This window comes from Marinobacter sp. LV10MA510-1 (assembly GCF_002563885.1).
GTDB lineage: Bacteria > Pseudomonadota > Gammaproteobacteria > Pseudomonadales > Oleiphilaceae > Marinobacter.
Genome location: NZ_PDJA01000001.1, coordinates 225,357 through 239,155, shown reverse-complemented (window position 1 = coordinate 239,155; position 13,799 = coordinate 225,357). Strand labels below are relative to the sequence as shown.

General features: G+C 54.2%; 12 protein-coding genes. 5 read left to right on the top strand and 7 right to left on the bottom strand.

The annotated features are described in order from the left end of the window. Window positions 1-11: 11 nt before the first annotated feature. Genes ATI45_RS01120 through ATI45_RS01110 form a run of 3 tightly spaced genes read left to right on the top strand, consistent with a single transcriptional unit; the run spans window position 12 to window position 2,508 of the window. The gene (locus tag ATI45_RS01120; RefSeq protein WP_098417914.1) at window positions 12-986 is read left to right on the top strand and encodes a YVTN family beta-propeller repeat protein; all 975 of its coding nucleotides are present in this window, start codon (window positions 12-14) and stop codon (window positions 984-986) included. Then, window positions 983-1,708, top strand: a complete 726-nt coding sequence (locus ATI45_RS01115) for an ABC transporter ATP-binding protein (RefSeq protein ID WP_098417913.1) — start codon at window positions 983-985, stop codon at window positions 1,706-1,708. The genes ATI45_RS01120 and ATI45_RS01115 overlap by 4 nt, the downstream gene beginning before the upstream one ends. Beyond that, a complete protein-coding gene (locus tag ATI45_RS01110) occupies window positions 1,705-2,508 on the top strand; it encodes an ABC transporter permease (protein WP_098417912.1) in 804 nt (267 codons plus the stop codon). The genes ATI45_RS01115 and ATI45_RS01110 overlap by 4 nt, the downstream gene beginning before the upstream one ends. 40 nt (window positions 2,509-2,548) lie before the next feature. Here ATI45_RS01110 and ATI45_RS01105 read toward each other — a convergent pair whose 3' ends face one another. From ATI45_RS01105 to ATI45_RS01095, 3 genes are read right to left on the bottom strand one after another with little or no spacing between them, the layout of a single operon-like run. Then, entirely contained in the window at window positions 2,549-3,217 is a 669-nt protein-coding gene (locus ATI45_RS01105; protein ID WP_098417911.1) for an ABC transporter ATP-binding protein, read from the bottom strand. Next, entirely contained in the window at window positions 3,210-4,001 is a 792-nt protein-coding gene (locus tag ATI45_RS01100; RefSeq protein WP_098417910.1) for an ABC transporter permease, read from the bottom strand. Before ATI45_RS01100 ends, ATI45_RS01105 begins: the two co-directional genes overlap by 8 nt. Continuing rightward, the gene (locus ATI45_RS01095) at window positions 3,998-4,960 is read right to left on the bottom strand and encodes an ABC transporter substrate-binding protein (RefSeq protein WP_098417909.1); all 963 of its coding nucleotides are present in this window, start codon (window positions 4,958-4,960) and stop codon (window positions 3,998-4,000) included. The genes ATI45_RS01100 and ATI45_RS01095 overlap by 4 nt, the downstream gene beginning before the upstream one ends. Window positions 4,961-5,223: 263 nt before the next feature. Here ATI45_RS01095 and ATI45_RS01090 point away from each other — a divergent pair, with 263 nt between their 5' ends. After that, window positions 5,224-5,901: a response regulator gene (locus ATI45_RS01090; RefSeq protein ID WP_098417908.1), complete on the top strand. Its 678-nt coding sequence runs from the start codon at window positions 5,224-5,226 to the stop codon at window positions 5,899-5,901. A gap of 57 nt (window positions 5,902-5,958) precedes the next feature. On the opposite strand, the gene ATI45_RS01085 is transcribed toward ATI45_RS01090, so the two are convergent. The 4 genes from ATI45_RS01085 to ATI45_RS01070 all read right to left on the bottom strand — a co-directional run bounded on the left by ATI45_RS01085 (window position 5,959) and on the right by ATI45_RS01070 (window position 11,373). Next, on the bottom strand, window positions 5,959-8,184 hold the full coding sequence (locus ATI45_RS01085) for a NahK/ErcS family hybrid sensor histidine kinase/response regulator (protein WP_098417907.1): 2,226 nt from the start codon (window positions 8,182-8,184) through the stop codon (window positions 5,959-5,961). Then, a complete protein-coding gene (gene nosP / locus ATI45_RS01080) occupies window positions 8,156-9,319 on the bottom strand; it encodes a nitric oxide-sensing protein NosP (protein ID WP_416376661.1) in 1,164 nt (387 codons plus the stop codon). The genes ATI45_RS01085 and nosP overlap by 29 nt, the downstream gene beginning before the upstream one ends. Before the next feature lie 244 nt (window positions 9,320-9,563). Next, window positions 9,564-10,673, bottom strand: a complete 1,110-nt coding sequence (locus ATI45_RS01075; protein ID WP_098417905.1) for a porin — start codon at window positions 10,671-10,673, stop codon at window positions 9,564-9,566. Between the two features lie 274 nt (window positions 10,674-10,947). Beyond that, the gene (locus tag ATI45_RS01070; RefSeq protein ID WP_098417904.1) at window positions 10,948-11,373 is read right to left on the bottom strand and encodes a hypothetical protein; all 426 of its coding nucleotides are present in this window, start codon (window positions 11,371-11,373) and stop codon (window positions 10,948-10,950) included. Window positions 11,374-11,583: 210 nt separating this feature from the next. On the opposite strand from ATI45_RS01070, the gene ATI45_RS01065 reads away from it, so the two are divergent. Next, entirely contained in the window at window positions 11,584-13,701 is a 2,118-nt protein-coding gene (locus ATI45_RS01065) for a NosR/NirI family protein (RefSeq protein ID WP_098417903.1), read from the top strand. Window positions 13,702-13,799: the final 98 nt, after the last annotated feature.

Genomic DNA, 13,799 nt, shown 5'->3' with positions numbered 1-13,799 from the left:
GGAGTTTTTCGATGAAATCGCTGCTCAGAAAAACGGCTTTGGCCACCCTGATCGGATTGTCCGCGCCCGCAATGGCAAGCTTGGCTTATGTGTCCAATGAAAAGGACAACACCCTGTCTGTTATTGACACAGAAACCATGGAGGTTGTTGACACCATTGATGTTGGCGCGCGGCCACGGGGCATTTTGTTGTCCAAGGATTTCACCAAGCTGTACATCTGCGCCAGCGACGACGATACCGTTCAGGTGCTAGACCTGGCTACCCGCAAGATTGTCGACACCCTGCCCTCAGGTGAAGACCCGGAGCAGTTCGCACTGCACCCTAACAACAAGCATCTGTACATCGCCAACGAAGACGACGCCATTGTGACCGTGGTGGATGTAACCACCAAAGTGGTTCTGGCCCAGATAGATGTCGGCATTGAACCCGAAGGCATGGCCGTAAGCCCGGATGGCAAGTGGGCTGTGAACACGTCAGAAACCACCAGCATGCTGCACTGGATCAACACCGAGACGTTTGAAATCGAAAAGAACATTGTGGTTGGCCAGCGCCCGCGCCACGTGGAATTCAGCGATGACAGCAAAATTGCCTGGGCCTCCGCCGAAATCGGCGGCTCCGTGCACATTATTGATGTGGACAAACTCGAGCAAATTCATGAAATGTCGTTCAAAGTGCCCGGCGTAAATCAAGACCGGGTGCAGCCCGTGGGGATTGAGCTAACATCTAATGGCAAATACGCTTTTGTCGCCCTGGGTCCCTCTAATCACGTGGCTGTGGTAGATGCCAAAACTTACGAAGTGCTGGACTACCTGCTGGTGGGCAGCCGAGTGTGGCAGCTGGATTTAAACAAAGACGAAACCCAGCTTTACACCACCAACGGTGTGTCTGGCGATGTGTCAGTGATTGATATTGAGGATATGAAAGTCATCAAATCCATCAAGGTAGGCCGCTACCCGTGGGGTGTGGTTATCGACCCAAACTCATGACATTGACAGCACGGAATATCGGTTTTTGCTACGGCAGAAAACCGGTACTGACCGACATCAGCTTTGCCCTCGACAGCGGGCGTTTCCACGCCCTACTGGGCCCCAATGGTGCTGGAAAGTCGACCCTTTTCGGCCTGCTGACCCGGCTATTGGCGCTGCAGCAAGGTGACATACTGTTCGCCGGGCAATCACTGAAAAAACACCCTGCCGAGGCCATGCGCCAGATTGGCGTGGTGTTTCAACAAAATGCGCTAGACCTTGATTTATCGGTGCGCCAGAACTTGATGTATCACAGCGCGCTGCATGGACTTTCGCGCAAACAGGCGCGGCTGCGGGGCGACCAGGAGCTGGAGCGCTTCGGTTTGCTGGACAGGGCCAACGACCCCGTAAGGGCGCTAAATGGAGGCCATAGGCGCCGGGTGGAAATTGCCCGCGCCTTGCTGCATCAACCGACACTGCTGCTGCTGGATGAACCCACCGCGGGGCTGGACATCGCCAGTCGCAAGGCTCTGAACGACCACGTTCGCCAACTGTGCGCTGACGACAATCTGACGGTGCTCTGGGCCACTCACTTGATTGAGGAGGTTGCAGCACAAGACCGGGTTATGATTTTACATCAGGGCAGACTGTTGGCAGATGGCCCCGGGCAAGAACTGTGCAGCCAAGCAGGCACTACTACCCTGGCTGAAACCTTTGAATTGCTCACCGGAGTTGGCTCATGAAACCCGCGGCCTACTGGCATTGCTTTGCCGGCATTCAAACCCGTGAATGGCTGCGCTTCTGGCAACAGCGCACCCGATTTGCCAGCGCGCTAGTTCGCCCGCTGCTCTGGCTGGTGGTGTTTGCCGCCGGTTTTCGCGCAGTCCTTGGTATTTCGATTATTCCGCCTTATCAAACCTACATCACCTACGAAACCTACATTGCACCCGGGTTGTGCGGCATGATCATTCTGTTTAACAGCATGCAGGGCGCGCTGTCGATGGTGTATGACCGCGAGCTAGGCAGCATGCGGGTGTTATTGATGAGCCCGCTGCCACGGCCCTTTCTGCTGGTCACAAAACTGTTGGCCATGGGCGTGGTGTCGGTCATTCAGGTGTATATCTTCCTGTTTATCGCTTTGTTAGTGGATGTAGAACCGCCTACATGGGGTTACCTTGCCGTACTGCCGGCGCTGATTTTGACAAGTTTGATGCTCGGCGCGCTGGGACTGTTAATAGCCACCTGGATCAAGCAGCTGGAAAACTTTGCCGGGGTGATGAACTTTGTCATTTTCCCGATGTTTTTTATGTCTTCAGCGCTCTATCCGCTGTGGCGCATGAACGAAGCCAGCCCCTGGCTGTATTGGGTGTGCCAGTTCAACCCGTTTACCCATGCGGTGGAAACCATTCGTTTCTCGCTGTACCTGCAGTGGAGTCCGTTAGCCTGGGGGGTGAGTGCGGGGGTTACCGTGGTACTGGTTATTCTGGCCACGGCGGGCTTTCGGCCACAGAGAACCAAAATATTGGGCACTAAGCCGTCCTGAATATTGGGCTGTATTCAACGCTTAATGCCCGGACTTTTCTCTAGCCCGCTCGTTCAGACTCTCTTAGTTTTCCTAACAGACGCTCAATCTGACCGGGCTCCTCAATCGAGCCATCCCACTGCAGTCGCGCCGGCTGGCCATCGAGATACCACAGTCGATTGGCCAGAGTTACGGCGTCTCCTCCATCGTGGGTCACGCAGATCATCGCCATGGCGGGATTGGCATCCAGAATTCCCACGATCAGCCGTTTAAGATCACCCGCCATAACCGGGTCAAGAGACGCAAAGGGTTCGTCTAACAGCAGCAACTCGGGCTTCACCGCCAGGCACCGAGCCAATGCGGCGCGACGGGCCATACCCAGAGATAGCTGATCTGGCAGATAATGGCCGTAACCGACCAAACCTACCCGGGCAAGGTAGTCGTCAGCCTCTGACGCCGAGGCCCCCACAAGTTCCAGATTGGCTCTCAGGCTGCGCCAGGGCAACAGGCGATGTTCCTGGAACAAATACCCCGTTCGAACCGATCGGCGGCCGATAATGGAGCTTTCCGGCACCTTCGAATCCAGGCCGGCAATGGCGTTCAGCAAGGTGGTTTTGCCGATGCCGGAGGGGCCAAGCAGGCAAATGCGATCGCCGGGCTTCACCACCGTGGTGATTTCGCCCAACACCGGCTGAGCAAAATCGCGGCCAGCAATGCGCAGCTCAAGCATGAGCCTGCTCCGGCTGGCGCCAGCGGCTGGATCGGCGCTCTAACGGCTGCAGAATGGCGAGCTCTATCAGCTGGACCACGGCAATAAACGCCAGGCTATAGGCAAGAATAGTGGCCACGTCGAAAATCTGGAAAGCCATCTGGAGCTGAAAACCCACCCCGCTGGAGCGGCCGAGCAATTCCACCACCAGCACGATTTTCCAGATAAGGGCCAGGCCACCCCTGGTGGCAGCCATCAGGTAGGGAAACAGTTGCGGCACCCATACGTCCCGAAACCGCTGCCAACGGCTGAACCGATACACCGTGGCCATGTCCTCCAGCCGGAAGTCCAGGCTGCGGGCGCCTTCACGCACCGTCACCGCAACATTGGGAACCTTGTTGATGACCACAGCCATGATCGCTGCCGACTCAACAAGGCCAAACCAGACGTACATCAGAATGATGGTAACCAGAGCAGGCAGGTTCAGCAGCAGAACCAGTAACGGATCAAAAAGAGCATTGATGAACGTTGACCGGCCCATCACCACGCCGATCAGAATTCCAAGCGACATCGCCAGAAAAAATGCCAGCACCACCCGGCGCAGGGTGGCTGACAGGTGATACCAAAGATCACCGGAACTGGCTTCCCGCATCAGGCTGTTTAGCACATCCGATGGCGATGGTAGCAGCGGTGACTGAAGCAGCCACGACACCACCGCCCAAAGCACAAGCACCGATGGCAATACAATCCAGTAGGTCCATACCGGCGGCCGCCCCAGTTTCGAGGCGCCTCCGCCTTTGGTCATGGCTGCGGCCGGTAAAACAGTCGCGCGGGCATAAGCGAACCCGCGTCGGCAGCCGTCAGAACCAACAACTCCCTCAAGTCAGCAACGCGATCGTCCGTCAGAGGTTCCGGATTTCCGGCAATGAAGCCGTCGCGCAGGGCATCGAACACGCCAGCTTCCGGATTCTGTAAAAGTGGCCGTAGTCGCTCCCAGTCAGACGGCCGGGCTGCAAGCTCAGCTTTTGCTTCAGCAACCGAACCGGCAAAACGGTCAATCAACTCTTTGTGTTCGTTTGCCCATTTTTCCGGAAACACATACCCCAGCACGGGCAAATCAGGGTCCAGGTTCATAGCAATCAGCAAATCGGTCATACCAAAAGCCGAACGCCAGCCACTCTCGCCCCCGCCCTCTCCCTTCAGGCGCGCGGCAAAATGCCAGTAGGTAACGATGGCGTCCATTTGCCCCCGCTTAAGCCCCTGACTCAGCAGCGGCGGTGCGGCAAACTGGACCTCTGTCGAACCTGCAAGGTCGATACCCTGCTGGGAAGCCACCTTTTGTAGCAACACCCAGCCCTTGCTGTCCGGGCCTCCGGCTACGCCAATACGCAGCCCTTGAAGGTCGGCCAGGTTACGCACGCCAGAGCTTTCCGGCACCACAATGTCGCCAATCCGGGATGAAAAAGGTAGGTACAGATAGGGGCTGCCGGCCTGATACCGTGACTGAGTCCAAAGCAGATCGGCAACAGCAGCATTCGCTGAGCCACTGACAACGGCAAGGTGCGATGCCGAAAGGTTAGCAACCACCCTCAAAGCCAGGCGGTAGCCATGCTTGCGGTCCAGCTGCTGATGTACGATGTGGTCCAGCTCCCAGTGCGCCGTACCAAACTGCAACACACTAACCGACAGTTCCGGCAGTTCTGGGTCTGGCGTGTCTGACCCTGCCAGAGCAGTAGATCCAAAACACTGAATCGCAACCCACATAGCGATGCCAGCAAGGACAGGAAAACGTAAAATTCGTTGTGATTGATTCATTCCTACACAATACGAACCAAGGCGACGCGTAAGAATTGTACTTTAGTGTCTGTTTTTTGGTGCGATGGTCGCATTCAACGCAACCCCGATATAACGTGTAATAGACTTATTACAATAACAACCAGAGGTCCGCAGGCCGCACATTCGCCCGAAACCGGCTATGATAAGCCCGCAGCAATCCTCGATAATGAAAAAAACAGGTAGAAACGTTCATGGAGCCAGTCTACAAGATCCTGATTGCCGATGATCATCCATTGTTTCGCGAAGCGATTAGCAGTGTTATCGCATCAGGCTTTGAAGGCAGCGAGATCCTCGAAACCGACGATCTGGACAGTGCGCTGATAATTGCTAAGGAAAACGACGATCTCGATCTGATTCTGCTGGATCTGAATATGCCCGGCATGCACGGTCTGAACGGGCTGATTACCCTGCGCAACGAAGCGCCCACCATTCCGGTGGTGATTGTGTCAGCCGAGGAAGAAAAACAGGTAGTGCTGCAAGCCATTACCTACGGCGCCGTGGGCTTTATCACCAAATCTTCGCCCCGGGTTAAGATGACAGAAGCTATTCAACAAATACTCAACGGCAACGTGTATCTGCCCTCTGACATCATCCGTACCGGCAAAGAAAGCGCTGGGCGCCGCCGACGTAACGATGACAACCCGGTTTCCCCCGAGCTGCTCAACTCCCTGACCCGGCGCCAGTTACTGGTACTGGAGCGAATGTCCAAGGGTGAATCCAACAAGCAGATTGCCTACAACCTGAACATTGCCGAAACCACCGTTAAGGCTCACGTTTCTGCAATATTGCGCAAACTCAGCGTACACAACCGGGTGCAGGCTATTTTGTCCGCCAGCGATGTGGACTTCAGTCAATATTTGAAGCGCTAACTAACCACCCGCTTTACAGAGTTTACAGGGCCGGCATCGCTCCACTTGGGTGGTTGTTCAGCGCTTCATCCACTCTGGCCCGCCAATCAGATGGTTAAGCGTACTTCTGAGCTTCAATGGCTTGACCGGCTTGTTCATCAGCACGTAGCCCAAGTCACGAATTTGCTGCTTCAGTTCGTTGGTGTAGTTGGCGGTAATCATCACAACCGGAGCGGGGTAATGCCGTCGACCATTAACGCTGGCCACCACATCCACTCCGGTTTCGTCATTATCAAGGTGATAGTCCGCCAGTATCAGGTCCACCGGGCTGGTCACCGGATCAAGCTGGCGTTCCAGATCCGCCAGTGAAATGGCGCAGGTTACCCGGCAATCCCAGCCTTCCAATAGAGTTTTCATACCTTCGCAGATAGCGCGATCGTTATCGATCACCCAAATCCTTGCGCCTTCCATGCCGTGCCTCGCCGCCACGTGCTGCACTTCTGTTGCTGCACACCTGGGCTGCAATTGCCCCAAGGGCACCCGCACACTGAACACCGACCCTTTGCCTTCCACCGACGACACCGTAATATCGTGATCTAACATCCGCGCAATTTTATCCACAATGGCAAGGCCCAGGCCCAAACCTTTGTCGGGGCGTGATCCCTCCGGGCGAATTCGTTTGAATTCCTGGAAAATTTCGCCGAGTTTATCGTGCGGGATGCCAGGCCCGGTGTCCCAAACTTGCACCAGCACGTGCCCCGCTTGCCGCCTGCAGCCCAGCAAAATACGGCCACTGTTAGTGTAGCGGATTGCGTTAGTCAGAAAATTTCGCAGAATGCGGGCCAACAGCTGGGAGTCGGACTCCACGATGGCCGAAGACGGCACAAAATCCAGAATAAGATCTACAGCAATGGCCATTTGCTGGCATTCACGGGCGATATTATTCAACAAATCACGCAGATCAAACGCGGTCACGTCTGGTTTTATGACACCGGCATCCAGCTTGGAAATATCCACCAGAGTGCCCAGCAGATTTTCCACATCATCCAAAGAGGTACTGACCGAACGCACCAGGCCCTCGGCTCTTGGGCCAAAGGATTGCTCTAATAAAGCACTGGTAAATAGCCTGGCGGCATTCAGGGGTTGCAGTAAATCGTGGCTGACCGCGGCCAAAAACTTGGTTTTTGACAGGTTAGCCTGCTCTGCTTCCTGCTTCGCTACCGTCAGGGCCGATGTGCGTTCCTTGATGCGGCGCTCAAGATCATCATAGGCCTGCTCTAGTGCAAGTGCGGTTTTACGGCGTTCAGTAATATCGCGAATGAGCACAAAAAAGCCGACAACATCGCCTTGTTCATCAAAGTTCGGCACGTAAGAACGCAGCATATGCCGGACTTGACCTTCCTCACCGATTTCTTCAAATTCGAAGTTAACGTTATGACCCGCCAGCACCTCTAACATCTGCGGTAGCAGGCGCTGATAGAACTCGTCGGAATGCACGTGGTCAAGGCGCTTGCCCAGAGGCGACTCGCCGTTGCGGCCATACCAGGCTTCGTAAACCTGGTTACAGAACTGAATGGTCAAGTCAGCGCCCACATAGGCAATCAACGCCGGCACGTGGTCGGTCACCACACGAATCCAGCGCTCACTCTCTTCAAGCGCTTTTATTCGGCGCGCCATTTCGCTGTTTTTTACATCGGTGATATCGGAATAGAGCACCACCAGACCGCCCTCTCGGGTGGGTCTTTCGGTCATTTGCACCCATCGATCATTTGAAAGCAGAAACACCACGCCGTCTGAATCGGGCTCGCGGTGTTCCTCCACAATCAAACCCGACGCGAACGCCAGCTCTCGAACGGTTTCGATACTGGTGCCCGCAGTAGGCATGGCAACACCGGCATGGCGCCAGTAACTGCGAAAGCGACTGTTGCTCTGAACCAGCAGATGGCGATGGTCAAACAACACAAAACCATCAGCGATGCTTTCAATAGCGTCGCTAAGACGTTGGCGGGTTGTTTCAGCTTCCTCACGGGCGCGGTTCAGCGCCTTATTACTGCCACGGAGTTCGTCCATGGCGTCACTCAACGCTTCTGTGCGTTCACGCACTTGTTCCGCAAGCACCACCGAGTGCTCAAACGCAGCGTAAGGTTCAGGTTTGTGGGCCGTTCCAGATTCCACCCTGACAATCAGCGCATCACGAATTTTGCGCAGGCGCCCATTTTCAGCTTCCAGCAGATCAATACGGCGAATCAGCGCTGCGCTCGGGTGTGCCTGATCGTTACAAGGAACCGGTGTCAGGCTGACCAATAACCACCCCCGTAAATGTCTGGTTAATGTGCATACCGTTAAACTGCTCGCCATAGCTATTAAAACCAACCACCTTGTGCTGCCGTAAAAACACCGATACTTCTTCTGATTTACCGGTGACTTCGGCTTCAAGGCGGCGTAGAAAACAATCACAGCCGATGGTGATTAATGGCGGCCCAACAATGTTTTCAGAGATTTCAAGCTGTTCACGCACGCTGTCTAGCAGCGACTGCGGCTCCATCGACGTCATTACAATCCCGGTCTCGACTGCGCAATAAAACGTCAGGCTTTTATCCGGATTAACGCATTGAATGGAGCGCACAAAATAGTGACCTCCGACTTTCACGCCCAGTGGGCGTAGCGCAAATACCGTGCGGTCTAGCTCGCTGGCAGCAACGCCAACCGCACGCGCGTAAGCATCTGCGGCGGGCTCTGCGTTCAACTCATACACCGTTCTGCTGTTTGAACAGGCCCGCGTGACAACCAGTTTTTCCCGCCCTTCTGTCATGTGATGGCTGGAAAATACACGGAAATCTAACGGCGTATTCACCAACATCACCGTGGCTGCGCCAGCATGGAAACGGCCGTCGTGAAATACATGGGTGTTAGCAAGGCGCTCATCATCGCCAGCCGACCCACCGAATTGCGGAATGCTGCCGAGCGCCGCATTCAGCGTGGCAAGTACCAACTCTTCACGGCTTGAAAGCCCATCCAATAGGGTGATGGCAAACGTATTGCCTTTGATGGGTGCCAGGCGCGCGTTACGACAATTCGTTAGCAGGCCGTCAATAACATTTTGCGCATCAAGGAGCGAAAACCGGTCCATTTCACGAATCAGCGCGCAGTCGATCGCGAAAAAGCGGCTATCGAAGCCGATGGCGGTGATGCACCCGCGATCATAACCACGGGTGGTAATTTCACCTGCCGAGGTACAACCTGACAGGCGCACATTCGGAAACACCTGCTGCAAAGCCGGCCCAAGCCTCTCCAAGTCATACTCTGCGGAACAGAAAAACAGGACACAGCCCAAGTGCGAGTGGCTAAGTTGACTGGCCAGACTGTTCGCTGCCAAAAACGGCTCGCGAAGGCAGGTACTGGCTACACCAACAGCGGGCTGAGTCGTTACTGACTGCATAGGGAGTAATTCCGCAGAAAAAGATCTTCTCCAATATTCTACGGACTGCGGGCGGTTCGCCAATGCAACTTCAGTGCTTTTTATAGGCGCACCAAAATGTTCGTAAGCCATTGATTAGAAAACTCCTTTATCAATGCCAAACAGCAAGGTCGGTACACCCATCAGAAAACCAGCACTTTAGTTCTAGCCGGCAAAGCAAACAAGGCGGCAAAGCCATGGCTTCACCGCTTGTGATAACGCTTCGTCAGAACATTACAATCGCGCCAAGGGCGATGGTGTCGGCGTCGATGGTGGTAGCACCGGTCGTGCGATTCTGCTGTTCGAACATGTTGTATTCCGCCACCAGCTTGAAATTGCTGTTCACATCGTGGAAGAAGCCTAAGGTGGTGCTCTCGGTTTCAAAGTCCAGAATTTCGGCATCCGTATCGCCGTAAGACAGCACCAGTCGGTTAGCGCCAAAAGCGTAGGCGCCCTGCACTAAAAATCCGTCGGCATCGTCTTCGGTCACCGCCGTGTTGCCAATCAACACCGGATTATCACCCTTTGACGTAAAGCCAGACGCCGCTAGAGTCAGCCCCGCAACGGTTGCTTTAAGGCCGTAACCAACGCCAGTGCTGTCGACGGTGGTGCTACCATTTTTCGCAGATTGATAACGGCCATTCACCCAGCCGGTCAGCGCTACGTTGCTCAAAGTGGTGGCATAAGTCACCTCAGATTCAAAGCGCGGTGCAGCGTTTTCATCAGCTGCGGTACCGGTCACCGTGTCTGCAGGATCCAGAACACCAACAGCAATGTTAAAACCGGACATTTCCGGAGCGCGGTAGGTTATCTGGGCTGACGGCGTCGGGTACGGGTAGCCGGCGCGAATATTTCCGAATGACACACCGCCCGCAACGCCCGGAGAGCCGAAGCCCATCAGGATTTCATCCAGAAAAATGTTAGAACGGGCGTACAGACCAAAATCTTTACCAATCAACACCTGGCCAAAACTGCCATCAACGGTGGCGTAGAACTGACGCACATCAATAGCCGTATCAGTTGCTAAGCCGTCGTCCAAGCTGTCGTTGATCGACGTCCAGAATGACGAACGACCACCCAGAGTCAGATCGCCCATCTCTTTGCTGAAGTTAAAGCCGATGGTGTTGGGCAAGAAACCCATTTTCACGCGGGAGTCGCGGGTATTGTTTACATTGTTGTCACGATTTACGTAAAAGGCGTTGAAATAACCATCAACAGAAAAAGAAGTGCCGTCTTCGTTATACAACTCCACCGCCCCATTCGCCGCCGCACTGGCTCCCATTGCAGCCGCCATCACAATGACCAGGCCTGACCGTCTGATTTTATTATTGTTCATAATTCCCCCGGGGTATGTTTGGACATTCAGAACGAGGCGCTGATTTAGCGGCGCCGCAAGCGAGATCTTTCGCTTGAGCTCCATAATCGGCGAACGCTGATAACCGAGGTATCCGCCGGGGGAGTCGGTTTCATGCTTATTTGGGAGGGCTTAGAAATCTGCACTTTGGGATAAGAGCATTTCGACCAGTACACACGAGCCCCAAAAAAAAGCCCCCGAAGGGGCAAAGAGCCGTTAAATAAGTCTGTCGCGACTTTCACCACCATGGGACGTTTTACCCCAGGGTTTCCTCTTTGCTTAAAATCATTTTGTCAGACACAACTTGCCAGTATACAGGCAAGTAAAATCCTGCATTTGCAAATGTCGGAAGCAGTGAGGGCGGCGCCTGTGACTGGCCGGGGTAACCGAGAAGTCGTGCAGGAGGCCTTTCAAAAGCCAACAGGTGCAGGGCATGGAAATTGAGTGCCAGAGGCGGAAAGCCGATAATCGAAGGCTGCGGTATCGCGTCCCCGGAAGAGGATGTCCCCTCGGTTGATTCCACCGTTCCCTGCCAGCCGCCCAGCGTAACGTCGGTTACGACCGGTTTGCCCTGTTCTGGAAGGGCGACGGATACCCATGTCCAGACAACAAAAATCAATCCAAGCAATGCAACAAAATCGCCTGTCAAACTGACCTTTTGTTCGGAGCGACTGGTCATCATTTCACCATTAGTTGCCTGACCAACATCTTAGGAATTCTTGATCATAACTCCAGCAGCAGGTAACCATGCAAGCCTTAAGACCCAAGGTAGAAAAATTATCCCGTAAAAGTAGTCGTAAAGTAGCAGATGGCTGGCTCTGAGGTCGCATTGAGCCAGAACGCAAATCCAATAGCATAGGAGTTATCACCAGAAAAATAACAGGAGTAACCCATGATCGGGCGCATCACGCTCCTTATTATTTGCTTTGTTGCCTGTTTTTCCGTAGCTCAGGCCGAACTCGCCGAAGACAAAAAGGCACTGATACAGGAACTGTTTCCGTCGGCAACGGTTATTGAAGATAAATTAGCAGACTTTTCGGTGTATCCCGTTTACCAGCTGCAAGAGCTACTGGGCTATGCCTACGAGTCCATTGACTTAAGCAGGCTGCAGGGATTCGCCGGCCAGCCCATCAGCATGCTGGTAGGCATGGACACCCGTGGCCGCTTTACCGGCGTAAAAGTGCTGAATCATCACGAACCGGTGTTCTTACACGGCCTGGGAGAAGAACCGCTGTTCGACTTTGTTAATCAATACAAAGGGCAGTCACTGCGGGAACAGATCATTATAAACACATCCAATACCGGCCGGCCGGGACGGACCAGTGACGGAAACACGGTGTATTTTGACGGTGTCAGCAAAGCCACCGTCTCTGTGCTAATCATCAATGACACTCTACTTTCATCGGCCTTAAAAGTAGCCCGCAACAAACTGGCGGGTTTTGTACAGGCCGCACAAACACGGGCAAAACCAGACTTCTTTGAAAGGCTCAGCTGGCAACAGCTGCTTGAACGCGGCTACATTGGCCATTGGCGGCTAAGCCGAGAGGCCATCGAATCTGAGCTTGGCCGCCCACTTGCGGATTATCCCCAAGATTTTGAGGGGACTGATGACGAACCCTTCACCGAGCTGTTCTTCGGCTATATCAACGCCCCTATGGTAGGCCGCAACCTGCTGGGAGACGAGGGCTATCGAAAGCTAATGGCTTATATAGACCCGGGCGCGCAGGTGATGCTGGTGCTGTCCGGCGGAGCCTTTCCCCATGTATCCGAAAGTTTTATACCCGGCAGCAATCCAGAGCGGATTAGCCTGACTCAGAACGGGCTGTCCGTCGAAATGCGCGACCTGAACCTATCCAACCAAGGTCTGGAACTTCAGGCCGCCGGCATGCCGGATCTGTCGGCACGGAACTTCTTCCGTATGGGTGGAAGCGCCGGTTTTAGCCCCGGTGCCGATGCCACGTTGAATTTTCACATCGAACTTGCCCGTAACCATCTGGTGCGAGACAGCATCATTATGGATGTGCCTGTTCGCTTCAACGCGGATCTGTTTGAAACGGTAGAACCTGCTCCGTCGTTTATGGATGACCGCGAGCCTATATGGATTGGCCTGTGGAAGCAGCGCTGGTGGCAAATCGCCGTTTTGTTAACGGCGCTCACGGTATTGACGGTTTTTTTCGCTCGCCAAAAAACATTAAGCCGCCACCCAAAACTGGTACACCGGTTTCGCTGGGGGTTTCTGTTTTTCACCCTGTTTTACATTGGCTTTTTTGCTCAGGGCCAGTTGTCGGTGGTTAATATCTACACGCTTTTTCTGGCGATCTGGGATGGTTTTTCTCTCAATGTGTTTCTACTCGACCCCGTTATTTTCATTCTATGGGTGTATACCTTTATCAGCCTGTTCATTTGGGGCCGCGGCCTGTTCTGTGGGTGGTTGTGCCCGTTTGGCGCACTTCAGGAGATGGCCGCTTGGCTGGGCAAAAAGCTTCGCCTGCGCCAGATCAAAGTACCAGAGCGTTGGCATCGCCGCCTGATTTTGATCAAGTACCCTATTCTGATCGGCTTGCTGGGCACGGCTTTTTACTCTCTTACGCTGGCGGAAAAGCTGGTCGAAGTGGAACCCTTCAAAACCAGCATCACCCTGCTTTTTGTGCGTCATTGGCCGTTTGTGGTTTACGCCGTCGGGCTGCTGGTGATCGGGATGTTTATCAACAAATTCTATTGCCGCTACCTATGCCCATTGGGCGCCGGATTGGCGATCATCGGCCGGCTAAGGCTGTTCAGCTGGCTGGACCGGGTGGAGTTGTGCGGCACCCCTTGCCAGCATTGCAAGAACGCCTGCGGCATTAACGCCATTCGCAAAGACGGAAGGATTGATTACGACGAATGCATTCAATGCCTGGAATGCGTGGTGATACTCAACGACGAAGACCAGTGCGTAGACAAGCGCCTACAGAATAAAAAACGCCAACGCCAGGCCAACATACTGGCCACCGACGCTGGCAATCCTTAACAGGCCGGGGAAGGCCTGAATGCTATGAATCAACTTCATTGCGGGTCTGGGTTTTTCAGGCAATAGATCTGTCTTACATACTCATTACCGACCAGCGA

Bases quoted from the DNA above. Each gene is read 5' to 3' on its own strand.
- ATI45_RS01120 (WP_098417914.1), top strand. From the start codon at position 12: ATGAAATCGCTGCTCAGAAAAACGGCTTTGGCCACCCTGATCGGATTG.
- ATI45_RS01115 (WP_098417913.1), top strand. From the start codon at position 983: ATGACATTGACAGCACGGAATATCGGTTTTTGCTACGGCAGAAAACCG.
- ATI45_RS01110 (WP_098417912.1), top strand. From the start codon at position 1,705: ATGAAACCCGCGGCCTACTGGCATTGCTTTGCCGGCATTCAAACCCGT.
- ATI45_RS01105 (WP_098417911.1), bottom strand. From the start codon at position 3,217: ATGCTTGAGCTGCGCATTGCTGGCCGCGATTTTGCTCAGCCGGTGTTG.
- ATI45_RS01100 (WP_098417910.1), bottom strand. From the start codon at position 4,001: ATGACCAAAGGCGGAGGCGCCTCGAAACTGGGGCGGCCGCCGGTATGG.
- ATI45_RS01095 (WP_098417909.1), bottom strand. From the start codon at position 4,960: ATGTGGGTTGCGATTCAGTGTTTTGGATCTACTGCTCTGGCAGGGTCA.
- ATI45_RS01090 (WP_098417908.1), top strand. From the start codon at position 5,224: ATGGAGCCAGTCTACAAGATCCTGATTGCCGATGATCATCCATTGTTT.
- nosP (WP_416376661.1), bottom strand. From the start codon at position 9,319: ATGCAGTCAGTAACGACTCAGCCCGCTGTTGGTGTAGCCAGTACCTGC.
- ATI45_RS01075 (WP_098417905.1), bottom strand. From the start codon at position 10,673: ATGAACAATAATAAAATCAGACGGTCAGGCCTGGTCATTGTGATGGCG.
- ATI45_RS01070 (WP_098417904.1), bottom strand. From the start codon at position 11,373: ATGATGACCAGTCGCTCCGAACAAAAGGTCAGTTTGACAGGCGATTTT.
- ATI45_RS01065 (WP_098417903.1), top strand. From the start codon at position 11,584: ATGATCGGGCGCATCACGCTCCTTATTATTTGCTTTGTTGCCTGTTTT.